We start from the raw sequence: 26,232 nt of genomic DNA on the forward strand, positions 1-26,232 counted from the left end.
CATAATAGTGATCATTAAACTTCAAATAGCCAGATTATTGATAGTATTCGGATTTTTTCTGAATCTAGTTGATTATGGCGTTGAATTAATGCATTTATATGAAGGAAATAAAAGCGATATTGTATTTAATATTGAAGATACTGAAGAAAACTCTGATCCGTTAGAAAAAGAAGGTTCTGAAACCGAAGACTTTAAAGAGAATGATAAGATTTCTCAATATTATATGGATGAGATAACTTCTATATCACATTTAAATATTAACCACTATCCAGAATTTTATATTCAAAATTCTTCTGTTTTTTTAGAATATACCACACCACCTCCCAAAGTCGTATAGAAAATATACAATCAAAAATACCTTTTTAATCATTCCGTATAAGGTGTTTTATAGCAAAAAACAATATACAAATTGAATACATAGTTTTTCAAAACCTAGAAATATATAGGTGTTGAATTGTATTTGATGTTATTGATACTAGATTTTATCTCAAATAAAGTTGTGATAACACAGATTTAAAAATATATATGAAAACACAGACTAAAGAAACACAATCTAAAATGACACCACAAATGTCATTAACATATTTACAAGAGGGTAACCAACGTTTTTTAAAAAGCTCAAAAGCAGAGAGAGACTTGTTAGGTCAAGTTAAGGATACTAAAGAGGGGCAATACCCTTTTGCAGCTGTTCTTAGCTGTATAGATTCCAGAGTTCCTGTAGAGATCGTTTTTGATCAAGGTATAGGAGATCTTTTTAGCGCTAGGGTAGCAGGTAATTTTGTAAATGAAGATATTCTAGGAAGTATAGAATATGCTTGTAAAGTAGCAGGATCTAATCTAGTAGTTGTATTAGGTCATACAAGTTGTGGAGCAGTAAAAGGAGCTTGTGATGATGTTAAATTAGGTAATATTACAGGTTTGTTAAGTAAGATTAAACCTGCTGTAGAAGCAGTAAAAGAACCGAATGAGGTGTCGCTTAGAAATTCGAGTAATATCGAATTTGTAAATAATGTTTCAAAACAAAATGTGATACTAACCATAGAGAATATGAGAAATGGGAGTGAAGTTTTGAAAGAATTAGAAACCAGCGGAGATATTCAAATCATAGGAGCTATGTATCATGTAGACTCTGGAGAAGTTGAATTTTATAAATAATTAGGAAATACCTAAATAATCACTAAGAAATAAATAATTATGAAGATCAAAGAGCTATTTAGCAATTTTAAAGGAGATGCATTTGGAGGATTAACAGCGGGTATTGTAGCGCTTCCTTTGGCACTAGCATTTGGGGTATCTTCGGGTTTGGGACCAAGTGCAGGATTATACGGAGCAATTTTTATTAGCTTTTTTGCTGCCCTATTTGGAGGAACTAATACTCAAATTTCTGGCCCTACAGCACCTATGACAGCTGTAAGTATTTTGGTAATTGCTGGAATAATAGGTGCTAACGATGGAGATGTAGAAAAAGCTTTGCCAGCTATTTTAACAGTATTTCTCCTTGCAGGATTAATGCAGATCGGTTTAGGAGTCATAGGAATAGGAAAATACATCAGATACATTCCTTATCCAGTAGTATCGGGATTTATGACCGCAATTGGGGTAATGATTCTGATTACTCAATTTTTGCCAGCACTAGGCTATTACCCAAAAGAAGACACCGAATTTGTAAATACATTTAAGCCTCAAGCAGAGGAAGTTATTTTAGATAAGATTCTGAAAGAAGAAGCAGGAGAAGGAATTTTGGTACTCGAGGATTTTAAGGAAACCATAAAAAGGGCAGAAAGCATTTCTAATGAAGAAATAGCACTTGAGGCTGTTACCTTAGCAGGAAGTGATGCTTCAGGTGTAATAGGTTCAATTAAAAGTTTACCAAATGCATTGTCTAATATTAACTATTTAGAACTGATACTATGTTTAATTACCATAGTCATTATTTACGGTTTTAAAAAGATTACAACTGCCATACCTAGTACCTTAGTGGCTTTGGCTCTGGTTTCTGGAGTAGCCTATGGTTTCAATTTAAATTATAGACCAATTGAAGAAATACCAAGCGGTTTTCCGGTTCCAAATTTATCCATATTTTCAAACTTTAGTTTAGGATCTGTAACACCTTATATTTTTACCGCATTATCTTTAGCATTTTTAGGAGCTATTGATTCATTGCTAACGTCGGTTGTGGCAGATAATATGACTAAGACCAAACATAAACCAAATAAAGAATTAGTTGGTCAGGGAATAGGTAATAGTATTGCAGCAATATTCGGAGGGATTCCGGGAGCAGGAGCTACGATCAGAACAGTAGTTAATATTAATGCTGGTGGTAAAACCAGACTGTCAGGAATGGTTGCTGGAATTATGCTACTGGTTATACTGCTAGCTCTGGGACCTGTGGCTTCTCAGATTCCTGCAGCTGTTTTAGCAGGGATTTTAATTACGGTAGGTATAGGAGTAATGGATTATAAAGGGTTAAAAGCAATACCTCATATACCTAAGATAGAAGTTGCAATCATGATTATTGTTTTGGTTTTATCTGTATTCTGGAACCTGGTATTTGCTGTTGGTATAGGTTTAGTAATTGCATCTCTGATTTTTATGAAGAAAATGGGAGATGTTACCGCAAGTGAATCTAGAGTAGAATCATTAGATGGATTAGAACGTAATAATAATGGAGAAAAACTCTGGAAAGATGAAATCAATTTTCCAAAAGAGCTTAAAGAAGAAATATTTATCAAACATCTTAATGGCCCCGTATTTTTTGGGTTTACGAGCGAATTACAACAGCTAGCTACCCAAATACCCGAATCCGCCACTCACGTTATTTTGAGAATGGATAGAGTACCTTATATGGACCAGTCGGGATTATATACACTAGAGGAAATTATTTTGGGTCTTGAACAAAAAGGAATTCATACGCATATCGTAGGTATCCAAAAACAACCTCTATATCTGGCAAAGAATATTGATATTATTCCTGATTTAATACCAGAAAACTGTGTGTTTGAAGATTTTGATTCCTGTATCACTTATTTAGGAAATATTGTAGAAGATACTATTACGATCAAGTAGTTACCTAATCATATTCCAATAAGCCTCTGAATTTCTCTATGATTTTCAGAGGTTTTTTATTTATAGACACTAAATTTGGACATCCTTTTTAGAGTCTTCAGAGTCGTTTGAGTCCTCTTCTTTTAGAATACTAGGTAATATCATTGGTGCCAACTTCCGAACAGGAGTGTACAGTACAGAAGATGTAAGTGTCTCTTCTTTGATAATTGTAATATTTCTATTTAGGGCATCTATAAAAATAATAATAACACTGGCAATAAACGCCATTTTTAGTACCCCAAAAGCACCACCTAGGATTTTATTTAGAATACCTAGTGCAGCATAATCAGCTATTTTAGTAAGAATCTTACCGGCTAAAGCAACAAGAATTACCACCACAATAAAAGTTATGGCAAAAGCTACTAGTTTCATAGCTCCTTCTTCCCAATCTACATATTGTTCAAGATATCCCCCCGCGATATGAGAAAAATGAACTGCAATATATATACCCACTATAAGAGCAACAAGAGAAGCTAATGAAGAGAAAAGTCCTTTACTAAACCCTTTTATTAATCCCCACAATAAAAGAATCCCTAAAATAATATCGATGTAATTCATTAATGAATAGTTATTGAATCTCAAATATAATTCTTTCTACGTATAAGTACACATTCAATTTCGTTTTGTAGGATGCGCTCATACTAGAATTTGTTTTGTTGCAGAGTCTATAAAATTAAAAATTGAATTATTTTATATATATTTATCATATTATATATATAATATATACCATGAGAAAAATAGTAGATATCGATGAGCAAATAATCCCTAAACTTAAGATTATAGCTGCAATAGAAGGCTCCAGTGTGAAAAAAATCATGGAAAAAGCTATTGTCTGTTATATTGAACAAAAACAAAAAGAACAGATGGATGCAATGTCTTTAGAGCAAAAAGAGGATCTGGGGTTGTTGCTTTTGATGCAACAGGCAAATGTGCAATCTACAGTGAGTGAAGAAGAACTGTTTAATTCTTAACAGATATGGTATTAAAAACCTCTTCACAATTCGCTAAAGATTTTAAAAGTTTGAAAGATGTTTCTCTAGAGGAGAAAGTGAAACATGTTTTAGAATCAATAAAAAATGCTAAAAATATAGATGGCATACCTCATTTTCGAAAAATAAGAGGTAATGAGAAAGCATATAAAATGGGGATAGGGTTTTATTATTTGGTCGGGATTATAACATCAGAACAGGAAATAACATTGATGCGATTATTACACCGGGATCAGGTGCTGCAAGTGATTAAAAACAATTAAAAATAGATTCTTAAAACCACATTAGGAGTAATCCCCAAAGATTGTTGCCGTAACTTATCTAATTCTATTTCTCCGGTAGTAGCATTATCATCTACCCTATAACTTATAGAAACCGGAACTTGTCTGTTATATAGATTTTGTATTGAAGCTCCTATTTGACCTCTCCAGTTACCAGTTTTATTGAAATCAAATCGATAAATTGCAGAGATGTCTAATCTATGATATTCTGGTAAACGCTTTGCATTGATAGCCCCATATTTGATTTTATCATTTACAAGACCAGCATCGGTAAAAGGAGCTCCTGATCGCCACAACCAGCCCAAAGAAAACTCCCAATCATTGATTTTATATGTATTAGAAATTCTAAAATTATGAGTGATATCGTTATTCCCTGGGAAAGAAGCTTCCTGTATTTCAGGAAAAGTATATTTAATATCGTTAAAAGTATATCCCAGCCATGTCCTGAAATTTTTAAACTTCTTTTTTAATAACACATCTATTCCATAAATTATACTTTCACCAGTAGACAAATCACGGTTGATAGTGCTAAATCCATTGGTGATCGATGTCAAACCATTGATGTTTTTATAATAGCCGTCAATCTCAAAATTCCAACCTTTTTTGGAAAACAAAAATCCTGTAGAAAACTGAGTGCTTTTTAATACAGGCACTTCTTCATTGGCATGTATCCATAAATTATTTTCAAGGCGAAGCTGGGTGTCTTCAAATTCTATCAATTGACTTATTGGCTGATATCTAAGTTCTCCTGTTACTTTCATTCTTAAAAAATTAGTAAAAGGATATTCAATATTTACTCTGGGTTCTAAATACAATTTATTTACTATCGAGTAATGAGAGGCTCTAAGACCAAGGTTGATAAAACTCTTATTTTTAGGTAAAAATTTGTAGTTTACATACATGGTATTCGCATTATTTTTCACCCTGCCAGAACCATTTAAAGGCGTCTCAAATTCAGCTTCTCTTGTGATTGCATAAAACACTTCATTATTAGAAAATTGGTATCCCAACATCAGTGAATTTTTGGTGTTTAGATCATAAGCGATATTAAGATCTAGTCCTACATCTTCTACAGTGTTTTTTCTAATCGATTGTTTTTCTATTTGCAATTCTTGTTTTTTGGTAAATAAATAATCAGAATCATACTTCGAATAATATGCTTTTAGGCTATGGTCAAAATGCTTTAGTTTTGTGCCTTCCCAGGAAAAACTAGCTCCTTTATTTTGAATCTTAAGGTTATCTGTAATCAAATCCTCTTCATCATTGATTTCGAATGCAAGATCATTGTTGGTATATATAGTACTAGCTAGAATTTTGTCATTCTCTGAAGCATCAATAATGAGTTTAGTACTAGCATCATAAAAGAAAAAATTATTTTCGGCAATTGCTTCTTCACGTTCTTCTTCGTCATCGTCGTCATCATCTTCTTCACCTGGAATAGGTGTTTGATTTGGGTTTTTAACTATTTTTGTGTTTTGAAATACTTTTTCAGAAAGAGCTTTATAGGTAGGAGTTTCAAAAATATCAGTATAAGATCGTCTCCCGGAAATTACCAAACCTACAGTTTTTGCAACAGGAACTTTCATAAAAACATCTGCATGAGTCCCATTAACTCCAGTACCACCATTAAATTTTTCAGGTACTTTTTTGTCACTAGAAATGTCAATAATTCCTGATGCCCGATCACCGTATCTCGGATCTGCTCCTCCTTTAAAAATTTTGGCACTTTTAACTATATTAGGATTAAAAGCAGAGAACATCCCAAAGAAATGACCGGTGTTATACATTTTTATGTTATCCCAAAGCACCAGGTTTTGATCTGGTGACCCGCCTCGAATTTGTATCCCAGTTGCGGTTTCATCGGGACTGTTTATTCCAGGAATTAATTGGATGCTTTGCATAATATCAGGTTCACTTTGACCGGGTAGAATACCAAGTTCTTCATTAGAAATTCTAAATGACCCATCAATATTTTTGTCAATCCCGGTAGTAATATATTCTACAATAAGCACTTCTGCTAGCGAAGTACTCTCTATAAAAAGAGGGATTCTAGGACAGTCTGAGGTTTTGAAAGAAGAAGCCTTTATCACCTTGTCTTTATAACCAACATACTGTATTGTGATTGATGTATTCTCATCGATAGTACCTAACTGAAAAAACCCATCATCATTAGCTATTGTACCTGTTTTAGTGCTTTCAATACTTATTGATGCATAGGAGAGAGGTTCATTAGTAGTTTCATCAAAGAGATATCCACAAACTTCAACTTTATTGTTGGGGGAACTAACAATCACCTGTCGATTAGATATTTTTTTAAAATTAAGGTTAGTTAATGTTTTTAGTGTAATTAAAATTTCGTCTATTGGAGTATTGTTTACCGTTAATGTAATGATCTTGTTTTTTACGGTTTCATTACTGAATGAAAAAATAAGATTATATGATTCTGATAACTCATTGAGTACCTGTTGCAAGGGTGTTTCACTATAATCTTTAGTGATTTGTGATTGTAGAGAATAAGTGCAAAAAAATAACAGTAACAGAGTTTTTTTCATTGTGTATTTTGGTTTTAGAAGATTCTAAAACGTTAAGATCCTAAAATGACTAATGTGTTAATTGAATTGATTCGTAAAACTATGGAGTAGAAAGCGAAACATTGGTTCCATTAACTACATATTCTATACCCATAGGAATTAAAACTGACTCTAAGGCGATATTTAAATTATTATAGTTAAACCCACCAGTGAATAACTGATTTTGATCAATTTTATTACGTTTAAAAGTGATATCATATTGCCTTTCTAATTCATCTAATACATTTATTAACGGATCACTACTAAAAATACTCTCTCCTTTTTTCCATAAGGGCTCAGGATCTGTTATAATTTCTTCTATAAGCTTCTTATCTTTTAAAGAAACACCTTCTCCTTTTTGTAATATCTTTTGTTCATTTTCTTGTGTAGAGACACGAACTTTACCTTGGTAGCAGCCTACTTTAAATTCATTAGACCTGCTCTTTACATTAAATTGAGTTCCTAAGACCTCAATTTCTCCAAATTTGGTTGTTACTTTAAAATTAGTGCCAGGAGTTACTTTGAAATAAGCTTCTCCATCCAAAGTGATTTTTCGGTTTTTTGACCAGAAAAAACGTTGGTGAGTGATCGTTGATGCTGCATTAAGATCAACCGAGCTTCCATCTGGTAAAACGATGGCTAATTGTTGCCCTGACTCAACGGTATAACTTACTGTGTTAAAGAAAAGTCCGATAATTAATAAGATAGAGGCTGCGGCTGTGATAGCATAAACAATTGGTTTTAGATTGATCACCTTTGCTTTTTTGGGTCGATAAATCTTACCTAAAGTTGTTGCTAATGATGGTTGAAGATTAAAAGAGGGTGCTCTAAAATATGTTAACCCCTCTACGATTTTTTTATAATCATCATATTCTGGAAGCTTTTTTAATTCTTCCAGTTCTTCGGGAGTAAGGTCATTATTTAACCACTTTGCCAGGTATGTATTTTCTTTTTCGTCGAGCATAATTTCTACCTTGTATCAGGAGAATAACAGGTAAGGTTTAAAATACCCTACCGGTTTTTATATGTTTTTTACCAATTTTCTTAATTGCTTTAATGCATTATGCATTCTTTTTTCTACAGCTTTTACCGAAATGTCAAGCATTTCACTAATTTCATTATATGTCTTTTTATCAATTCTATTGAGTAAAAAAACTTCTCTTTGACCATCAGAAAGTTCGGCAATGGCACTCTGAAGCTTATCCATAAACTCTTTTTCTTCCATCACATAATCTGGAGACTCAATATTCTTAGTGCTATGAGGCATTTTTGTGTATTCTAGCCTAACCTTCTTGCGGGCAACTTGATTTAGAAATACATTATTGGCAACAGTGCATAAAAATCCTTTTACTCTTTCAAAAATTACTTTTTTGCAATTATCCCAAAGTTTTATAAATGCTTCCTGCATTACATCTTCAGCCTGTTCCTTATCCCCGCACTTGTAGTATATAAAATTTCTTATATCCTCTGCATGTGTCTCGAATAGTTTGGTGAATACCGGTTGTTCACAAACAGATTTTTGGGGTTGCACCATAAAAAAAGATTTTTTTTCGATTTCAGGTAGGGTGAAATAGCTCCTACCTGTTATTAATCCAAAAATAGCTGATTATGAATTCGAAAACAAATCTTAAAATCTCATTAACTTTAATTATAATAGTTGCTATAATCTCTATAGGGCTTAAAGTAAAACCAATTCTCAATAACTATGATGATTTTAATTCTGAAGAAGTTTATAAAATAAACTATAGATTCTTTTTTAAATCCGGAGATAAAAACACTTCATTAAAAACATATGTACCTAGAAGCAACTCCAGACAAAGAATTTCTAAAGAAAATATTAAAAATGACAGCACCTTGTCTTTTGTTAAGAAAGAAGAAATTGGTCAGAATATAAGAGCAATTTGGAATACTAAAGATAAAAATACATATCATTCTGTAAATTATGAATTTGTTTTCGAAGGAAAAGATAGAAATTTTAAAATCCCAAAGATCTTTAATGTCGCATCTGGAAAGTATAGAAAGTATCTTAAATCTACCCAAAATATTCAATCAGACAATGAAATTATCAATGGATTAGCTACTCAACTTGGACAAAATACCAAGAATGATAAAGAAGTAATCAAAAATATTTTTGATTATGTATATGCTATTCCTTCAGCACCAATTATTACACTCACAGATGCGGTAACTACAATTGAACAGAATAGAGCTTCTTGCAATGGTAAAAGCAGATTATTGGTGGCATTATGTAGAAATTTAGGATACCCGGCTAGGATAAAAGGAGGCATTATTGTAGAAAGTACAGATAAAAGAACATCCCATGCCTGGTCAGAGATATTGATTAATGAAACATGGGTTCCTTTTGATGCTTTAAATAATCATTTTGGGTATTTACCCGCTAATTACTTAGAGATTTATCATGGAGATAAATCTTTGATTACTCATACCTCGGGCATTCAGTTTGATTACACCTATAAGATGGATCAAGTACAACATATTTCTTTTTTAAAAATGAATTCTGAAGAACTTCATGATCTACCTGGCTTCTCTCTTTGGTATCTGATTGATAAAAATGTTGTACCAACAGGAGCTTTACATCTTTTATTATTACTACCTATTGGGGGATTTTTGGTTGCTTTTTTAAGAAATATTGTTGGATTGAAAACATTTGGAGTATTTCTGCCTGTATTGATAGCTTTTTCTTTGTTGCATACAGGCTTCGTTTCTGGAATTGTAATTTTCGTGGGACTTATCATGTTTATTGGATTGATATCGTATCCCTTTGATAAACTAGGGTTGTTATATACACCAAAATTGGTAATCTCGCTTACCACGATGGTATCGGTGATTCTTTTGGCAACACATTTTGGAATTAAGAATGACATAGAATGGCTTACAAAGCTAACATTCTTCCCAATTATTATTCTTACGATCTCAGCAGAACGTTTTTCTCGTTCTACTCTTGAAGATGGATATATAAACGCTATAGATAAGCTGTTTCAAACATTAATAGCAACATCAATTTCTTACCTCATCCTATCCTTTTCATGGTTGCCTTCTGTTCTGGTATTATTCCCCGAGATAGCTCTTTTAATTATTGCATTATCCACATTATTAGGTAGATATATCGGAATACGATGGGTAGAATTGTTCCGGTTTAAACCTCTTTTAAAGGCAGGAAAATAAAATTTCACCTTTTTTAGGTAGGGTATATAAATACTCATCTGTTTCTATAGAAAATAAAGAAAGATAACAGTAAAATATACGATTATGTTCTCAATAATTTTCAATAAAAAATCAGCTAAAGCATCTGGTGTAATCGGTTTGAATGAAAGAAACATAAAACTTATTTATCCTAATAATCCAAAAAGACACTATCCATTAGCCGATGATAAAGTATTGACCAAAGAGATATTACATCAGTACAATATTCCTTGTGCAGAAACCTATGCAGTAATCGAATATAATAGTGATATTAAAGAAGCGTGGAAGTCCTGTAAACACTATAATTCTGTAGCAATAAAACCAGCAAATGGTTGTGGGGGTGGCGGAATTAAAATTCTTAAAAAGAACAAGAAAGGTGATTGGATGAGCAATGGTGAAATGATTACCGATCGCCAGGTATTTCAGCATATGGCATCTATTATCATGGGATTCTTTTCATTAGGATCTCACGATAGAGTACTTATCGAAGAATGCATAGAACCACACCCTTTCTTCTGTGAGATATATCCACAAGGAGTTCCCGATTTTAGAATTATAACACTTAATAAGGTACCATTGATGGGAATGCTAAGAATGCCTACAGATAGATCTGATGGTAAGGCCAATCTTCATCAAAATGGAGTGGGTATAGGTATCGATATGAAAGAAGGAAGATTATTAGAGGTGTATGATGGTAAAGAATATAGTAATCATCACCCGGATAGTACATTTTTGGTTAATGGAACCCCCATACCATATTGGAAAGAAATTTTGAAAATAGCTGTAGCAACAGCTAAGGCATTTCCATTAAACTATCTGGGGATTGATATTGTGATCGATAAAAATAAAGGTCCACAAATTATGGAAATTAATGTTCGGCCAGGCCTTGGAATTCAACTAGTAAATAAAACGGGATTAAACGAAGTAATAAAACGAGCTATTTAAATAACTCATTAAACAAAAGAAGAAAAATTGTAATGGAAAAAAGAAATATAATACTTGTTGGGATCATGTCATTTATATACTCTTTAAGTTTTTCACAAAGTAAAAACACTTTTGATATCGAGACACAAGGAGGATATGAATACAATTATTTTAAAAGTCCTAAAGAAGTAAGAGTGAATGATAGTATACTTACAAAAGAAGATTTGATATCAAGCAGTGCGTATCAGGATATCTCGATCGATTATAAGTATCGTTACAAATGGCAAAAAAACAGAGTGAGATTATATTTAAATCCTTTTTCGAGAATATTCTACGAGAATTTTGATGACAGTTATTGGAGTTTAGACACAAAGGCGAAATATGATCATAAGTTCACAAAAAAAATTACTTTTTTGGCAGAAGCTAGATTTAAAAGAATGAATAGAGAAGGTTTGGGGGGTGATCAGGATGTGTTAATCAATCCATTGGGATATACAAACTACGGAGTAACGATTGGAACAGAGTTCATGCCTTTTGATGCTAATGAGATGACCTTAGAAGGATTTTATAATTTTAAAGATTTTGATGCTTTTGGAATAAGAGATTTGCAATTTGATGAGTTTGGAGTTCAGTTTTCGAGCGTTCAATCCTTTGAAGTAAATCGATTAGAACACAAACTAGGGGTGAATACATATTTCAAAAAAAGACTGTATGATACTTTTAATGCCAGTGAAATTGATACAAATGGTGAAAGAGATTGGGATTATGTAAAAGGAAATTTGTTTTATGAATTGCCATTTAGTGAAAAACTTAAAGTAAAACCCAATTTTGTATACTATACTAGAATAGATAACTCTACCAGAAGATCCGGATTTGATCAGTTTGGTCCGGGAATCAATATGGTATACAAAAGTAAAGTAACCAAAATTCGAACCTCTCTGTCTTTTATCACTAGAAAATATAAAGAAATTGAAGCCAGAAATACAGATATGGTGATAGGAGAAAATCTTAAATATCAATACGCAATTTTTCAATTATATGCTTCACATGAAATAGGAAACGGATTTTCATTAACAGCAAAACTGTATTCTAGAGTAAGAAGTACAAATTATACAGATATAGACGCTCGTTCTTTCAGAAATTATAGAAACCAATATGCAGGAATAGGCGTTCTATGGAAATTGTAACATATTCCCCTAGTTTATTGTTAGTTTTTTTTCGGTTAAGCGTTACTTTTGTAGCGCTTAACTTTTTAATAAAATCAAGCTGGTAAAATTATGACTGGAAGTATTTGAATTATTAATCTAATTCATTCCGCTTGAAAGTGACTTTTATTAAATATCCAAAGTACATTTGACAACTATAATTGAGTAATGACTATGGCAAGAGACGAAGAACTAAAACAACGCTGGGAGACCTTGATAAAAAAACTGTCAGATCAGTTTGCAGATGGAGAAGATTTAGATCTTGATGGAATTATATATCTAATAGGAGTACAAGAATTAGGTCAATTACATCGAAAGTTTAAAAAAGAAGAAAAATTAGATCTGATGCATATTGCCATATGCCGTCTGTTAGAACCTTATGGGTATTATGAATTTGATTACTATGACGATGATGGTTGGCCACATTATATGGTGAAAGAACAATTGCCAAGTCTTAAAGCAGGTGAACAATCTGTATTGATGAAAGAAGCTATTGTGAGTTATTTTTTGGTAAGTCAGTACATAGTATAGGCAACCTTTTATGATTTTAATAGTATATTTAGTTACTTGATTTCAATATGTAAAAAGAATCGATAACCAAACCAGATACCAACATCGAGATTTTGGGAAAATAAATTTCTCACGAAGTAGTATGCCAGCAATTTACAATGGTAAAACCACTGGTATTGCTTTAAAATATGTAGTAGAAGGAAAGGAACATTATAAAACAAATAGAAATCAATTAGATGTATATAAGAGTCAGTTTATTATCCTGAGAGAAAATGTAGACTATGAAGTATATTCTAAAAATATAAATACCAAAGGTTTTTGTCTAGATATCAATCCAGAATTATTAGATATAGAGATCTCAGATTTTTTGCAAAACGATTTATTATTTAACCAACCATTTTCGGGAACTTTATCTATACCATTAGGTAAATCTTTATACGATTTTTCTAATACTACTTCAGAATATGATTTTTTGCAAGAGCCTATTGGAATTATTACTAATTTTAAAGATGATTTACTTAGTTTTCAAAAAGAATTAGACATAATTGAGGATTCTTTGCAGAAGATAACTACAAGAATTCACACACAAAAGCTTCTCGTCTCAAAACTTTTTAAGGCAAGAGAATATATTCATTTATACTATTCCCATAAAATCTCACTAAGTACCCTTGCTAGTATATCTGGAATCTCTAAATATCATTTTGCCAGAGTTTTTAAAATTTGTTTTAAAATGACTCCATTACAAATGCAGGAAAAGTTGCGAATGGAAAAAGCCAAAGAACTATTGCATGATGACAAGATTTCTTTAACTTCGATAGCGTATCAACTTGGGTACACAGATTTATCCTCGTTTTCTAAAAGATTTAAAAAATATTATAAAATGCCTCCTTCGCAATATATAAAATAGCAAGATTGTACAAACTATCGTAGGATATCCATAGTATCATTGTATTAAAAAGAGGTTTGAAAATCAAAGGAATATGGTAAATCGATATATAAAAAATATAGTACAGGTATTTGTGTTCGTTCTATTTAGTTGCCATAACAAAACAGAAAGTCAATCTATTGAATGGGAAACTATAACCAAACAATTTATAAAGGATTATAAAAAACTAGATCTTCCGGGACTAGAACTTTCTTTTGTAGAAAATCTCAAACACATTAGAGATAAGAAATCTGTCCAAAAACAGGAAGAAGTATTTATCTCCTTAGAAAATAATTTGCAGAAGATTAAGAAAAATCAATTGCCTGATCAGGATAGATTGGATTATGAAGTATTGCTATATCAATGTGAGCTTAACCTAGAGAGAATTCATATTGAAAAAAAGTGGATAAATACGATTAGAGACAGTATCCCAACCACTAAAATATTTGATGTGTCAAATGGAAAAGATTGGTATGAGTATTTCTTGAAAAAGTGGGTAGATAAAGAAGCAACACCAGATCAGATATATGCATTGGGGATGGAAGAAATCGAGAAGGTAAGCTCAAAAATCAAAGAAATACAAATCAAATCCGGGATGGATAGCCTCGATTTTAGTAAACATATCAAGGATTCAGCGTTTTTTTATTCTAATGTTAGAATGGTTCAAAAGAGCTTTTTTCAAATCAGAGAAACCGTAGCGAACAAATTACCAGAAATATTTCCGTTTTTGGATAGAATTCCAGAAGTAAAAATCAAACAAGGAACCAATAAAAATTTATCTCAGGTTCCAGGGTTTTATATGAATGGTACCTTTTATTATAACTATTTCAATACATCTTTTAATAAGAGACAAGTAGGTTGGTTATACATTCATGAAGGAATGCCAGGGCATCATTATCAGGCAATGGTCGAAACTTTGTTACCCCGTTCTGATATTCAAAAGATGTTTAGATATAGAGGAGTCGCAGAAGGATGGGCTGCATATGTAGAAGAAATAGGAAGGGAAATAGGAGCATACCAAAATATATATGACGAATTAGGAAAATGGGAATGGGATATTATTCGCTCTGTACGAGTAGTATTGGATGTGGGTCTTAATTACTATGACTGGAGCGACCAAAAAGCATTAAAATTTTGGCAGCAATATATCAAAGGACAAGATGATATTGCTTTTCGCGAAATAGCTAGAATGAAAAGGTGGCCAGTACAAGTTATCACGTATAAATATGGATCTAATAAGATACTTCAATGGAAATTAGAACTCGAAAAAAATCAAAATTTTAACCTTAAAGAATTTCACAAAAACATTTTAAAAAACGGATTATTGCCATATTCAATTTTAGAAAAACAATTGGGGTTATAATTATTCCTAATTTATGAAATCATTATCGTATGATAATCGTGAAGATTATTATATTTAGACTGCTTATTTTGATAAGATAATCATGTCGAACAAATACAGATAGATTTATAATATGGTGGTTAGAAGTTTAGAAAAAGTCGCGTTTAAATCAATAATAGATTGCTTTCTCATTTCATTTAAAAACTACTTTGTAGAAATGCCTACCGATGTAGAATATTACAAAGAAAGATGGGATAATGCAAAAGTTCGTCTAGAGCTGTCCTATGGTATGTTTGATGATGAAAAACTTGTTGGATTCATTATAAATGGTATTGATAAAAGAAACGGAGATATAATTGCTTTTAATACAGGAACAGGGGTTATCCCTGAGTATAGAGGAAAAAAAATAGTAAAATCTATCTATGAATATGCACTTAAAGATTTAAAACAAAATGGTATTACTAAATGTGCTTTAGAAGTAATAAAAGAAAATGTAATTGCTATTAAATCATATGAAAGCATCGGTTTTAAGAAAAGTAAAGATTATAAGTGTTTTAAAGGTAAACTGGATAATGTAGAAGATAAGACGGTTATTGAATTAAACGAAATTGATTACACCCTATTCGATACAATGAATTTACCCAATCAGGAATACTATTCCTGGGACAATCACAAAAAATCGGTCAGAGGTGTAAATTATAGATATTTTCAGGTTTTAAAAGATGAAGTTCCAGAATCCTATTTTGTTATCAATCCAATAAATGGATATTTGGCTCAATTTGATCTTTTGAGTAACAATGAATTGGGATGGAATCATTTGTTTTTGGGAATTAAAAATATTTGTAAATCCATAAAAATTAATAATGTTGATGCAAGATTGGTTGATAAAATAAGCTATTTAAATTCAATAGGTGTCGAAAACATAATTGATCAATACGAAATGGAATTAACAATATAAATGTACTATTGCATTAACCTAAATTATGTAAATTTGCCGTTCTATTAAGAAAATAGTGATGATTGATAAGATTAAAGAGTACATAGAGGAAGTTGATCGTTTTAAAGCTAAAACTAAAGAAGATGTTGAGGCATTTAGAATTAAGTTTTCGGGTAAAAAAGGATTGATTAATGAGTTCTTTGCAGAGTTTAGAAATGTAGCTAATGACCAGAAAAAAGAATTTGGGCAAGCTATTAATGCTCTTAAAGTAGCGGCAGAAGGAAAGGTGAAATCCTTAAAAGATGAATTAGAATCCAAAGATGAAGAAAAAGGACGCTATGGCGACCTTACGCGACCTGCAGAACCTATTGCTTTGGGGTCTAGGCATCCTATCTCTCTGGTGAAAAATCAAATCATCGATATTTTCTCTCGCATAGGGTTTAATGTAAGTGAAGGTCCAGAAATAGAAGATGACTGGCATAACTTTACAGCACTTAATTTACCAGAATATCATCCAGCACGAGATATGCAGGATACATTTTTTATTCAAACCGATCCTGATATTTTGTTACGTACTCATACCTCATCGGTTCAAGTACGATATATGGAAAACAACAAACCACCAATTCGTACAATTTCTCCAGGAAGAGTATATCGTAATGAAGCTATTTCTGCACGATCACATTGCTTTTTTCATCAGGTAGAAGGATTATATATCGATAAAGATGTGTCGTTTGCAGATTTGAAACAGACACTTCAATACTTCACTACAGAGATGTTTGGTAAATCGCGAATTAGATTACGACCATCATATTTTCCGTTTACCGAACCTAGTGCAGAAGTAGATGTATATTGGGGGCTAGAGACCGAGACTGATTACAAAATGACCAAAGGTACAGGTTGGTTAGAAATAATGGGTTGCGGTATGGTAGATCCAAATGTACTCAAGAATTGTAATATAGATCCTGAGGAATATAGCGGTTTTGCTTTTGGAATGGGAATCGATCGTATAGCACTATTGTTATATGGAGTATCTGATATTCGTATGCTTAGCGAAAATGATGTTCGTTTCTTAGAACAATTTAAATCTTCACTATAGAGTACAAGTATGAAGAAAGATATAGAAATACCTATTGTAAAAGGTGTTTATATTGCAGTGGTCAAAGAATGGGATGAAGAATTTCTTGCTCAGCATTGGAACTCCTATATTATTAATGATCGCGATACTGCTATAGAAATGGTTTTGGTTGTGACCAAAGGATACGATGATGATCGAAAAACCTCATTGTTACGTCATGGTATAGGAATAATGGAAGCAAAGTCTTCTGCCAAAATTGAAATGCTTCAGGAAGAACTACTTAAGATGAATAATGAATTTGTGGTTACTTTCTTTGCAGACAGTAAATTATATGATAAGAAATACCTGTTTAGAAAGCATACCATAAACGAAAATGCTTTTCAGGATTTACCGGTAATGAACCAACGAGGAGTTCTGGTAAAGTAAATTTATTACCTATTAAAAAACCCTGAGCGTATTTAAACACTTAGGGCTTTTTGATTTCTAATACTACCTATGTCTTTATAAGTGTAAAAATAGAATCGTAGTTATCCTATTTTGGTATTCAGGATATAGAACTATAATCTTATTATTCGTTTATAGGACCAGCATATCTGGACCAGAAAAATTTAGTTTTTGTTTGAATAGGACACCCCTTTGTAGATACAGTAATTGTTACATCTGATCCTCCAGAAGGAATAAAAACGTGTGATTTCCTACTATAATACCGGGTGTATCCGTTATTAACTACTTTCCATTTATAGGTATAAGAAGAATTGTAACTTCCTACAGAAACAGAAGATTGACGATATTTTTCATTTAGATTATTACCATACATTTTAACATTTTCACCAGTAGGACATGTAACAATAGAGTCAGGAATCTCAATGAAATTTCTGTAGCTGGTGTTGATCTTACCATTAATATGGTAGGAATAAAGGATAGTTCCCGCTTCTCTACTAATTCTTTTAATTTTAACCTGATTTTGATTGCTTGGACCAACAATCTCAAACCCACCCGCTACATTCCACCGGAGGGTAGGGTTCGTTAGCCCCTCTGCATAGATATATGATCCTACATGTGGTATAGTTTCTCCATTCATATATGTTGTAGTTCCTTCATATTTTGTGATTCTCCATTTATTTGAGGATTTATTAGATCCGATGGCACTTTCTGATGATGAAACTGTTGGGTTTTCATCAATAAGCAACAAATCATTCTCATCATTAGTTTCACAACTGCTTGCAAAGATGACAACTATTAAAATAGTGATTGTTTTAAAAATTGATTTTTTCATAATTTGATTTTAAGAGTTTAATTTTTGATATAAATAATAATAGATGAATAATATTCATAGACAAAGGTAGATGTATTATAAGACCTGTACTACACAGTTTTCAGTGATAATTTTATGTAAGAATTTTATATATGATTCCTTATAAATAACTATCTAATTTATACTATGGTTGTAAGCTATGATTAATAAACAAGACTAATAAGTATCGATAAAAAGCTATTATAATCGGTAAAATGCACATTTTAACGTTAAATATTTGTTAATGAGAAGTATTTTTCTGATTTTTGTAGCTGTAATTGGAAATACAGCATATGAAGAGACTTTTACCCGTTTACATTACGTTTCTGGTCTTGACACTTTTTGGAATATATTCTTGTGGAAAGAGTGATTCTAATACTTCTGATATTATGATAGTTGGGATGTGGCAATTGAAGCAAGAATTTAGTAATGAAGAGGAGAATGCGCCATTGGAAGAATTCCCGCTTACTTCTTGTGAAAAAATGACGACTCTAGAGGTGCTACTGAATGGTAGGTTTATTGAGAAAAATTATTATGATGATTTTGGGACTGGAGGAGAGTGTATAAAAGATACAGAAGATACCCGAGGGAATTGGAAAAAGGAATCAGATGGAACTTTTTATTTTATATATGATAAAAGTGAGATTTTGCTATTTAATAAATCCTATGTGACTATCAAAAATGGAAACTTAGTGGTTACCATCGAATATGATGATCCTGATTTGGGATATGAAACTACCCTTAAATTTGTTTATGCAAAAAAGCATTAGTAAATTACTTACTTATCAAAATAAAAGAACCCGTATTGGGGTATACGGGATTGTTGTAGGTTAAAATTTTAGATGGGATTCTTGAGAGGCGTTGCTTTTTTGTAATGTTTCTAACGCCCATAAATAATGTTGTTGCGTTTCCTGGGTAACGCCATACTTCTTTTTGTGAAGTAAAAGTCGTTCATAAAGTTTTTGCTCTGTCATAGATGTCGATTTTTATTAAAAGCAGTGTTAATATCTGTATCTTTTATTCACCCATAGAAATGTTGCAGATGCTTACGAACTTGAAAGCTCTGATGGTGTTGTATCAGTGTTACTGGGCTTAAGTGCTTCTAGTAAAGCAATAAAATTGCTTTGATCTTCTTCACAAAACTGATGCTCCTTTTGATAGGCTAACATATATTGATATAACTCTTCTTGGGTCATACATAATCATCTGGTGTAACAAATATAATAAAAATTACCGAACGGTAATTGAAATTGTGTTTTATTAAACTGAATTTTCCATTGTGGAAGAAATTGATAAAAAAGAGCTACTTAATATATTAGCTAAGCGTATAAAAGAATTAAGGTCAAAAAAAGATGTGACCCAAGAAGATGCGCTTAATGATACTGGAATTCACTTTGGAAGAATTGAACAAGGTAAACGAGATATTTCTTTTTCAACACTTTTTAAAATCTGTCAATATTTTGAAATATCTCCAAAAGATTTCTTTACCAAAGACTTTGATTAAATCTTTATGATCTAAATTTTCTTAAGCTTTATTACCAGGTTTATAGACGAAACTCGCATTTATTTTTTTGATTACTAATACATATCCTTGTATTACTACTCTATATGATTTAAATACATCAGCTCTATGTTCTGGTAAGAATTTTGCTCTTAAGAAAGCCTAAGATTAATTTCACCTGCCTTATTTCATCTTCAATTAATTATTAAACTCAAAACCTTTATTAAACGATATCGTTTAATAAAGGTTTTGTTGTATATTTGTTTATTAAACGAAACCGTCTAATAATGCCAAAAGTAATAGCACAAAGAAATGATTGGATAAAACTGGGATACAAACTCTTTTCTGAGCAGGGAATTTCTGGTATTGTCATAGAAAAGATTGCCAAAAAGTTAGAATGTAATAAATCAAGCTTTTATTGGCATTTTAAATCCAAGAAGAAATTCATCACTGAACTTATAAATTTTTGGATCACTTCAGAAACAGATCAAATAATACAGCAGATCGAAAAAGCAAAATCTTCAGAAGAAAAAATCGAACAATTCTTGAAAATCACCTTTAAGAATGACCCTTATTTAGAATTCATTTTTTTCTTAAAACGCTATGCCATAAAGAATAAGGAGGTTCAAGCTATCATAGACGAAATTGACAATAGAAGATTAGAATTTACAACTCAGTTGTTCCAGGAAATTGGGTATTCTAAGAAAGATGCGGTTATAAAAGCAAGTATTTTTTACAAATACTTAATAGGGTATCATGAAATGCTAAAAAACAAAAAGCAATCCAAAAATTATCTCGTAGAGGTTAAAAAGGAATTAAAACACTTTATAACTATATGAAAATAGTACACGGAAAAATATTAATATTCTTTGGGGTTGTTCACTCACTATTAGGGATTTCACCATGGGCATTTTGGAAACAGTTTTCAGGATTTGCAGACAAATTCTTTTTCAAAATAAGTGAAGGTCTTTTTGAGTTTCCTTTACTCGATGGCCAAATGAATTATGAAAATTTCGCAGCATTTTGGTTTTTCTATTTTGGACTTTTACTTATCCCCATGGGGATTCTGGTAAACCATGCAGAGAAAACGAATGTACAAATTCCCAAAAACTTCATGTTGGTATATTTGATAATCGTGGGTATTGGAGTGTATATGATTCCTTTTTCAGGCATGACTTTCTTAATGCTACCCCATGCGATTTATATGCTCTATAATAGTAATAAAATACATAACACATCAAAATAAACTAAGTAATGAAGCGAAATAAGTATTGGATAATCGCAGGTATAATTAACATTTTTACTGCAATCCTGCATCTAATTGGAGGTCAATTAGATTTGATTAACCCTTTTATGGAAAGCAACACTGATCTACAAATAAAAACCGAACTATTGGGGGTTTGGCATATGGTTACTATAATGCTATTTGCTTCTTCAATACTTTATTTTAAATATGGTTTTAGTATAACAAAGAAAGTAGACATCGCGTTAGTTTCTTTCATAAGCTATTTATACATCGCTTTTTCATTCGCTTTTATCCTTTCAAGTGTATATAAATCAGTACTAGCGCCTCAATGGGTTTTACTTCTTCCTATTGGTTTATTAGGAATTATTGGAGCCAAAAAATTAAAGACTAATGCTTAAAATCGGTGGATACATAAATCTAATAATTGGTATAGGTCATTTAATCGGACTCATTTGGCCAGAACAAATGTTTGAAAAAACTGGCGTACTAGAAGAAATGAAAGCACTTGCTCAACTTCATTTTTCTCTTCCATACTTGCTAACGGTTTTTGTTGCACTAATTTTTTTAATTTTTGGGTTTTATGGACTCTCTGCAAGCGAAAAAATCAAAAAACTTCCTTTCTTAAAATTTGGTACCTATACAATTGCTTCTATATATCTTTTTCGTGGGATAGCAGAACAGTTGTATAATATAAGCCAACAGACAACTACAATATCCGAAACCATTCAATCTATTGTAGCAGTAATTATTGGTCTACTATTTCTAATTGGTGGTTTAAAAAAATGGAAGTTAAAATAGAATGAAGCTTATTAAGTAAATTAAAGATTCTACAGAAATAATGTCCAACCCAGGAACATGCTATATTTTGAAATTAGATATGATAGCGTAAGAAATAGAAATATAATAGCTCACCCTTCTTTATAGTTCATTTACCAAATAAATAGAGTACTACACCATATTGATTTAGAGGCGAAATCATATTGTAGTTATTTTGTCCGAATAAAATAAACTAAAGGAAATAAAGAATGAACAATATGATTAAACTATTAAAATCCGGAAGTGTGATTTTTGCAATTAGTCTTATGTTTGGGTGTGGCTCTGATGATGACACTCTGGCACCAGTTGAAGCAACCATGATCACCGTAAAAGATTTTGAAATTACGATGGATGAGAATCCTGCTACAGGACAAGAACTCGGAGCTATAGAAGCTACGACCAACCGAAGTGTTTTAGCATATACTATAAAAAAAGAAGAGCCAACAGGAGCTTTTGTTATAGATTCTAAAACAGGAAAACTTACTGTAAAAGATGCGATGTTATTTGATTTTGAAAGCAGAACAACCCTTACTGCAATAGTACAGGTAAAAAACGGGGATCTGACTAAAGAAGCTAAAATCATCGTAACGTTAAACGATGTGAATGATGCAGTTATTACAGTACAAGATTTTGAAGCTACTATAGATGAAAACCCCACTATCGATCAGGAATTGGGTACTATAGAAGCCACTATCGATACGGGAGAATTAACCTATAGCCTTACAGCCGAAGAGCCATCAGGAGCTTTTGCTATAGATGCTAAAACAGGAAAACTTACTGTAAAAGACGCTACATTATTTAATTTTGAAACCAGAACAGCCCTTACTGCAACAGTACAGGTAAACAAAGGAAAACAGCGTAAAGAAGCTAGGGTAACAATAACGATAAATAATGTTATAGAGAATATTGTATTTGCAGATGCTAACTTTAAAAACGCATTACTAGCGCATACTAACCCTACAATAGACACTAATAACGATGGAGAAATATCTGATGAAGAAGCTCAAGTTATTGGAAAGATAGACGTTAGGGGAAAAAATATATCAGACCTTTCGGGAATTGAATATTTTACTGGGTTAATTAGATTGCATTGTGCTAACAATCAACTTAGGACTTTGGATGTACGTAAAAATACTGCCTTAGCTAGATTGTATTGTTACACCAATGGACTTACTATTTTGGATGTAAGTAAAAATACTGCCTTAGATATATTGAATTGTAGTGACAATCGACTTACTGATTTGGATGTACGTAAAAATACTGCCTTAACTGTATTGTCTTGTGACAGGAATAAACTTACTATTTTGGATGTACATAAAAATAGGGCGTTAACTGGATTGTATTGTTACATCAATCAACTTACTACTTTGGATGTACGTAAAAATACTGCCTTAATTAGATTGGATTGTAGAGAGAATCAACTTACTGATTTGGATGTAAGTAAAAATAGGGCGTTAACTAGATTGTCTTGTAACACCAATCAACTTACTGATTTGGATGTAAGTAAAAATACTGCCTTAGATATATTGAATTGTGGTGGCAATAAACTTACTACTTTGGATGTAAGTACAAATACTGCATTAACTGAATTGTATTGTTACGGGAATCGACTCACTTCTCTGAATTTGAATAATGGAGAGAATAATAGTTTAACAAAGGTAGAAGCAAACAATAACAGCCCCTCTCTTACCTGCATACAGGTAAATAGCCTTACCGATCCAAATACCTATTGGAAAAAAGATGCGGCTGCTAGTTATTCCGTCAATTGTGGTAGTTAACCAATAATCTGAGTTCGATTTTATAATAACACAGATAATTAGTGTTTCTAAAATTCAACTGGTAATTAAATTCTCTTTTTCTAAGAGAAGTTTAGAGTCTGCTCTAAATTGTTTAGAACAGACTCTAATTCTTTTTTATTGGAAAGAACAAAACCTTAATTTTTCGCTTAAAAACAAAAAGTTCAAATGAGTTTTATATAAAAACATCAAAGAAAAACCTATTTATATGACAAGTTCAAAATTGTGTTTTTCAAACTCATTTCCATTAATAATGATAGATAATTTATGTAATCCTGTATGAAATTTTCGGGTCGTAATTATTTTAAAAGACTGCTTTCTATTAATAATCGTTATTGATTTCTCGGGATATATTTTTTCACTTATTTTAAAAACTTTTTTAGATAAGCTACCATTAGCTTTCTGATAATAAAGCCCATATTCTAATCGTAGCTTAGATTCAGAATTGCCGGTGTTATTAAGTTGAAAGGTGAATTCTAAAAGACCTCCGAGCTTGACCTTTGGTGTAAGAATCTGTAATTCATCAATTTTGATATGTTGAGTATTGCCAAAGCCAAACAATTTCATGATTTCTGCATTTCCCTGTTTCAAAAGGGTTCTACACCCATGTTTTACCAACCAATCGGTTTCTTTTGATTTTCTGTACCATTCTTTTGCGAGACCAATAACAATATCCGGATTGTCCTTTGCAATATCATTTAGATTATTAGCAACACTTCTTCGTACAGATTCTGATGTATCATTTTTTAAATGTTCGAGAATAGGGAGGATAGATGTTGGATCGGTTTTTAAGAATGGAAGCGCCATAGCCCAGGGTAAACGAGGTCTACAACCTTCAGACGATAACCTTCTTACCATAGGGTGTTTATGCTGTGACCATTTCTTCATTTGTAGGATTCCTTTTTTAGGATGCTTTATAAGAAAAGGGCGAATAGCAAATTCACAACTTGTGAATTGGGTAATTTTTTCGATGGCTAGTATAGAAGCATCATAATGATCCAACCCATAGTATTCTACAAAATCCGGAAGAAACATATACTCAAAACTATTTTCTTTAATACCATCCTTTTGAAGTTGTATAATAGCTTTTAATAAAACATCTACGTTTTTGATATAATCGAGAGATAAATGGTGTTGCAATACGATGGTAATATGACGCATTCGTTGCTTCAGTTCTCTGTGTTGCCATTCGGCATCAAAAATTTGCTTATAAAAAGATGAAGCATCAAAATCCGGAACAATTTTTTGAAGAGCCGCTGTAAATTTTTCAAAAAACTCATGAGTATAAACATGTTTCAATAATTCTGCCATTATAAATAGTGGATTAATTTGAAACAAAAATAAAACAGGGGTGTGACAACAGTATGTCAGTTATGTTGAATTAATTTGGCAATGGTAGATTCTGGATAGTAATACCTTATGATTACTGTATTTTAAACACCTTCTTCCTGGCTATTACTATTAACTGTAAGTTGCCTTTGCTTAAGTAGTTCTACTGCCCATTTGTAATGCTGCAACATCTCTTGAGTTACACCATATTTTTTTTTGTAACACATTAATCGTTCGTGTAATTTTTTCTCTGTCATGACTATTGATTTTTATTTATTTATTCATATTTTTTCTTCTTTTTGGTTATTATCAGGTTTTAAGGTTCTTAATATTGAAATAAAATTGCTTTGGTCTTTTTCACTAAATAGATGTTCTTTTTGATACGCCAACATATAGTGATATAACTCTTCTTTGGTCATAACTTGAGATATCTTTACTATTTTACAATATGCAATATAGTGCATATTTGTAACAGATAGTCAAATGATTAACAAACTAAAGATATCTGTTGTATTTTTGCTAACAGGAAATTGGTCATTTTTGAGGATGGCTAAGGATGATAAATTCAAAGAAGCATTAGGCAATCGACTGCGAAGTTTAAGGCTAGACGCTGGATTTACATTAGTAGAATTAGCCGAAAAATCCGGAGTTAGTTACCGAACGATTATTGATATTGAAAAAGCAGACACCAGACCTTCTGTCGAAGTAATCAGATTGCTCTGCAATGCATTAAAGTACCCTCTCCCTGACTTTTTTAAATTCAAATATTAGTAAGCTGTTAAAAAACCTAACCTATATATGTTTATTCTAGGTATAGGCAGTATCCCACAATTAAGAAATTGTTTAAAAAATGTACTTTCTAGAAAACTACTGATTTTCGACTTAAATGATTTCTAAACATATTCTTAAGATTTTTCCCTGATCTTAAATTACGACGAAAATTCTTACACCTCTTACGGGAACCCGTATGAGATGTATTCATTTTTTTTATATGAGTTATGTATTTTGACCATTATTCACTCAAAATAATGGCTAAAACTAGTTCTTTACCCTTTTAAAAAAGGGGGTAAATCCCCCTTTGTTACGATGTTACATATTTTTTAGGATTCGTTACATCTTTGATATTGTCTTGATATAATGCTTTATAACTTTATAGTATTCGATTAATTGATTATAAAAT

32 protein-coding genes are annotated in these 26,232 nt (G+C 31.8%); 22 read left to right on the forward strand and 10 right to left on the reverse strand.

What is annotated here, in order from left to right; all coding sequences use genetic code 11:
- Positions 1 to 7: 7 nt before the first annotated feature.
- The 3 genes from ATE84_RS04525 to ATE84_RS04535 all read left to right on the forward strand — a co-directional run bounded on the left by ATE84_RS04525 (position 8) and on the right by ATE84_RS04535 (position 3,066).
- Positions 8 to 337 (forward strand): hypothetical protein, encoded by a 330-nt coding sequence (locus ATE84_RS04525; protein WP_143273573.1) that lies wholly within the window; start codon positions 8 to 10, stop codon positions 335 to 337.
- Between the two features lie 188 nt (positions 338 to 525).
- Entirely contained in the window at positions 526 to 1,155 is a 630-nt protein-coding gene (locus ATE84_RS04530; protein WP_101446169.1) for a carbonic anhydrase family protein, read from the forward strand.
- Positions 1,156 to 1,200: 45 nt separating this feature from the next.
- Positions 1,201 to 3,066 (forward strand): SulP family inorganic anion transporter, encoded by a 1,866-nt coding sequence (locus tag ATE84_RS04535; RefSeq protein WP_101450833.1) that lies wholly within the window; start codon positions 1,201 to 1,203, stop codon positions 3,064 to 3,066.
- 69 nt (positions 3,067 to 3,135) lie between these two features.
- Here the strand turns inward: ATE84_RS04535 and ATE84_RS04540 are convergent, their stop codons facing one another.
- Entirely contained in the window at positions 3,136 to 3,663 is a 528-nt protein-coding gene (locus tag ATE84_RS04540; protein WP_101446171.1) for a CvpA family protein, read from the reverse strand.
- A gap of 170 nt (positions 3,664 to 3,833) precedes the next feature.
- Between ATE84_RS04540 and ATE84_RS04545 the strand changes: the two genes are divergently transcribed.
- Together ATE84_RS04545 and ATE84_RS04550 are read left to right on the forward strand one after the other, a co-directional pair.
- Complete coding sequence (locus ATE84_RS04545; RefSeq protein ID WP_101446173.1) at positions 3,834 to 4,076, forward strand: hypothetical protein; 243 nt, start codon at positions 3,834 to 3,836, stop codon at positions 4,074 to 4,076.
- 5 nt (positions 4,077 to 4,081) lie between these two features.
- Positions 4,082 to 4,357 (forward strand): hypothetical protein, encoded by a 276-nt coding sequence (locus tag ATE84_RS04550; RefSeq protein ID WP_101446175.1) that lies wholly within the window; start codon positions 4,082 to 4,084, stop codon positions 4,355 to 4,357.
- Here the strand turns inward: ATE84_RS04550 and ATE84_RS04555 are convergent.
- The 3 genes from ATE84_RS04555 to ATE84_RS04565 form a co-directional block, all read right to left on the reverse strand.
- The gene (locus ATE84_RS04555) at positions 4,354 to 6,927 is read right to left on the reverse strand and encodes a carboxypeptidase-like regulatory domain-containing protein (RefSeq protein WP_101446177.1); all 2,574 of its coding nucleotides are present in this window, start codon (positions 6,925 to 6,927) and stop codon (positions 4,354 to 4,356) included. The two genes, ATE84_RS04550 and ATE84_RS04555, sit on opposite strands and share 4 nt — an antisense overlap.
- A gap of 79 nt (positions 6,928 to 7,006) precedes the next feature.
- Complete coding sequence (locus tag ATE84_RS04560) at positions 7,007 to 7,909, reverse strand: FecR family protein (protein WP_101446179.1); 903 nt, start codon at positions 7,907 to 7,909, stop codon at positions 7,007 to 7,009.
- A gap of 57 nt (positions 7,910 to 7,966) precedes the next feature.
- Complete coding sequence (locus ATE84_RS04565; protein WP_101446181.1) at positions 7,967 to 8,479, reverse strand: RNA polymerase sigma factor; 513 nt, start codon at positions 8,477 to 8,479, stop codon at positions 7,967 to 7,969.
- A 74-nt stretch (positions 8,480 to 8,553) separates the two neighbouring features.
- Between ATE84_RS04565 and ATE84_RS04570 the strand changes: the two genes are divergently transcribed.
- The 9 genes from ATE84_RS04570 to ATE84_RS04610 all read left to right on the forward strand — a co-directional run bounded on the left by ATE84_RS04570 (position 8,554) and on the right by ATE84_RS04610 (position 17,496).
- Positions 8,554 to 10,131, forward strand: a complete 1,578-nt coding sequence (locus tag ATE84_RS04570) for a 7TM domain-containing protein (protein ID WP_101446183.1) — start codon at positions 8,554 to 8,556, stop codon at positions 10,129 to 10,131.
- Between the two features lie 84 nt (positions 10,132 to 10,215).
- Positions 10,216 to 11,094: a sugar-transfer associated ATP-grasp domain-containing protein gene (locus tag ATE84_RS04575; RefSeq protein WP_101446185.1), complete on the forward strand. Its 879-nt coding sequence runs from the start codon at positions 10,216 to 10,218 to the stop codon at positions 11,092 to 11,094.
- A 32-nt stretch (positions 11,095 to 11,126) separates the two neighbouring features.
- On the forward strand, positions 11,127 to 12,260 hold the full coding sequence (locus tag ATE84_RS04580; RefSeq protein ID WP_101446187.1) for a hypothetical protein: 1,134 nt from the start codon (positions 11,127 to 11,129) through the stop codon (positions 12,258 to 12,260).
- Between the two features lie 192 nt (positions 12,261 to 12,452).
- On the forward strand, positions 12,453 to 12,809 hold the full coding sequence (locus ATE84_RS04585) for a hypothetical protein (protein WP_101446189.1): 357 nt from the start codon (positions 12,453 to 12,455) through the stop codon (positions 12,807 to 12,809).
- A 121-nt stretch (positions 12,810 to 12,930) separates the two neighbouring features.
- Positions 12,931 to 13,695 carry an AraC family transcriptional regulator gene (locus tag ATE84_RS04590; RefSeq protein WP_101446191.1) on the forward strand — a complete coding sequence of 255 codons (765 nt, stop codon included), beginning with the start codon at positions 12,931 to 12,933 and terminating at the stop codon, positions 13,693 to 13,695.
- A 73-nt stretch (positions 13,696 to 13,768) separates the two neighbouring features.
- Positions 13,769 to 15,076, forward strand: coding sequence for a DUF885 domain-containing protein (locus tag ATE84_RS04595; RefSeq protein WP_101446193.1), 1,308 nt, complete (start codon positions 13,769 to 13,771; stop codon positions 15,074 to 15,076).
- A 112-nt stretch (positions 15,077 to 15,188) separates the two neighbouring features.
- Positions 15,189 to 16,013, forward strand: coding sequence for a GNAT family N-acetyltransferase (locus ATE84_RS04600; RefSeq protein ID WP_101446195.1), 825 nt, complete (start codon positions 15,189 to 15,191; stop codon positions 16,011 to 16,013).
- A gap of 58 nt (positions 16,014 to 16,071) precedes the next feature.
- A complete protein-coding gene (locus tag ATE84_RS04605; RefSeq protein ID WP_101446197.1) occupies positions 16,072 to 17,091 on the forward strand; it encodes a phenylalanine--tRNA ligase subunit alpha in 1,020 nt (339 codons plus the stop codon).
- A 9-nt stretch (positions 17,092 to 17,100) separates the two neighbouring features.
- On the forward strand, positions 17,101 to 17,496 hold the full coding sequence (locus tag ATE84_RS04610; protein WP_101446199.1) for a hypothetical protein: 396 nt from the start codon (positions 17,101 to 17,103) through the stop codon (positions 17,494 to 17,496).
- Positions 17,497 to 17,638: 142 nt separating this feature from the next.
- On the opposite strand, the gene ATE84_RS04615 is transcribed toward ATE84_RS04610, so the two are convergent.
- Positions 17,639 to 18,346: a hypothetical protein gene (locus ATE84_RS04615; protein WP_101446201.1), complete on the reverse strand. Its 708-nt coding sequence runs from the start codon at positions 18,344 to 18,346 to the stop codon at positions 17,639 to 17,641.
- A 311-nt stretch (positions 18,347 to 18,657) separates the two neighbouring features.
- Between ATE84_RS04615 and ATE84_RS04620 the strand changes: the two genes are divergently transcribed.
- Positions 18,658 to 19,134 (forward strand): hypothetical protein, encoded by a 477-nt coding sequence (locus ATE84_RS04620; RefSeq protein ID WP_143273574.1) that lies wholly within the window; start codon positions 18,658 to 18,660, stop codon positions 19,132 to 19,134.
- Between the two features lie 60 nt (positions 19,135 to 19,194).
- Here ATE84_RS04620 and ATE84_RS26030 read toward each other — a convergent pair whose 3' ends face one another.
- Positions 19,195 to 19,338, reverse strand: coding sequence for a hypothetical protein (locus tag ATE84_RS26030; RefSeq protein WP_158237173.1), 144 nt, complete (start codon positions 19,336 to 19,338; stop codon positions 19,195 to 19,197).
- 72 nt (positions 19,339 to 19,410) lie between these two features.
- Positions 19,411 to 19,560 (reverse strand): hypothetical protein, encoded by a 150-nt coding sequence (locus tag ATE84_RS26035; RefSeq protein ID WP_158237174.1) that lies wholly within the window; start codon positions 19,558 to 19,560, stop codon positions 19,411 to 19,413.
- Positions 19,561 to 19,643: 83 nt separating this feature from the next.
- On the opposite strand from ATE84_RS26035, the gene ATE84_RS04625 reads away from it, so the two are divergent.
- The 6 genes from ATE84_RS04625 (at position 19,644) to ATE84_RS04650 (ending at position 23,705) form a co-directional block, all read left to right on the forward strand.
- Positions 19,644 to 19,868 carry a helix-turn-helix domain-containing protein gene (locus tag ATE84_RS04625; RefSeq protein ID WP_233195744.1) on the forward strand — a complete coding sequence of 75 codons (225 nt, stop codon included), beginning with the start codon at positions 19,644 to 19,646 and terminating at the stop codon, positions 19,866 to 19,868.
- 284 nt (positions 19,869 to 20,152) lie between these two features.
- The gene (locus ATE84_RS04630) at positions 20,153 to 20,704 is read left to right on the forward strand and encodes a TetR/AcrR family transcriptional regulator (protein WP_101446207.1); all 552 of its coding nucleotides are present in this window, start codon (positions 20,153 to 20,155) and stop codon (positions 20,702 to 20,704) included.
- Entirely contained in the window at positions 20,701 to 21,111 is a 411-nt protein-coding gene (locus tag ATE84_RS04635) for a DUF6463 family protein (RefSeq protein ID WP_101446209.1), read from the forward strand. Before ATE84_RS04630 ends, ATE84_RS04635 begins: the two co-directional genes overlap by 4 nt.
- An 8-nt stretch (positions 21,112 to 21,119) precedes the next feature.
- Entirely contained in the window at positions 21,120 to 21,509 is a 390-nt protein-coding gene (locus ATE84_RS04640; protein WP_101446210.1) for a hypothetical protein, read from the forward strand.
- Entirely contained in the window at positions 21,502 to 21,909 is a 408-nt protein-coding gene (locus ATE84_RS04645; RefSeq protein WP_101446212.1) for a hypothetical protein, read from the forward strand. The genes ATE84_RS04640 and ATE84_RS04645 overlap by 8 nt, the downstream gene beginning before the upstream one ends.
- Positions 21,910 to 22,145: 236 nt before the next feature.
- Entirely contained in the window at positions 22,146 to 23,705 is a 1,560-nt protein-coding gene (locus tag ATE84_RS04650) for a cadherin repeat domain-containing protein (RefSeq protein ID WP_143273575.1), read from the forward strand.
- A gap of 222 nt (positions 23,706 to 23,927) precedes the next feature.
- On the opposite strand, the gene ATE84_RS04655 is transcribed toward ATE84_RS04650, so the two are convergent.
- The 3 genes from ATE84_RS04655 to ATE84_RS26045 form a co-directional block, all read right to left on the reverse strand.
- Positions 23,928 to 25,034: a DNA alkylation repair protein gene (locus tag ATE84_RS04655; RefSeq protein ID WP_101446216.1), complete on the reverse strand. Its 1,107-nt coding sequence runs from the start codon at positions 25,032 to 25,034 to the stop codon at positions 23,928 to 23,930.
- Between the two features lie 122 nt (positions 25,035 to 25,156).
- Complete coding sequence (locus tag ATE84_RS26040; protein ID WP_158237175.1) at positions 25,157 to 25,309, reverse strand: hypothetical protein; 153 nt, start codon at positions 25,307 to 25,309, stop codon at positions 25,157 to 25,159.
- 24 nt (positions 25,310 to 25,333) lie between these two features.
- The gene (locus ATE84_RS26045) at positions 25,334 to 25,471 is read right to left on the reverse strand and encodes a hypothetical protein (RefSeq protein WP_158237176.1); all 138 of its coding nucleotides are present in this window, start codon (positions 25,469 to 25,471) and stop codon (positions 25,334 to 25,336) included.
- A gap of 64 nt (positions 25,472 to 25,535) precedes the next feature.
- Here ATE84_RS26045 and ATE84_RS04660 point away from each other — a divergent pair, with 64 nt between their 5' ends.
- A complete protein-coding gene (locus tag ATE84_RS04660; RefSeq protein WP_101446217.1) occupies positions 25,536 to 25,823 on the forward strand; it encodes a helix-turn-helix domain-containing protein in 288 nt (95 codons plus the stop codon).
- The last annotated feature ends 409 nt before the right edge of the window (positions 25,824 to 26,232 follow it).

The sequence above is a fragment of the Aquimarina sp. MAR_2010_214 genome (assembly GCF_002846555.1).
Taxonomy (GTDB): Bacteria; Bacteroidota; Bacteroidia; order Flavobacteriales; family Flavobacteriaceae; genus Aquimarina.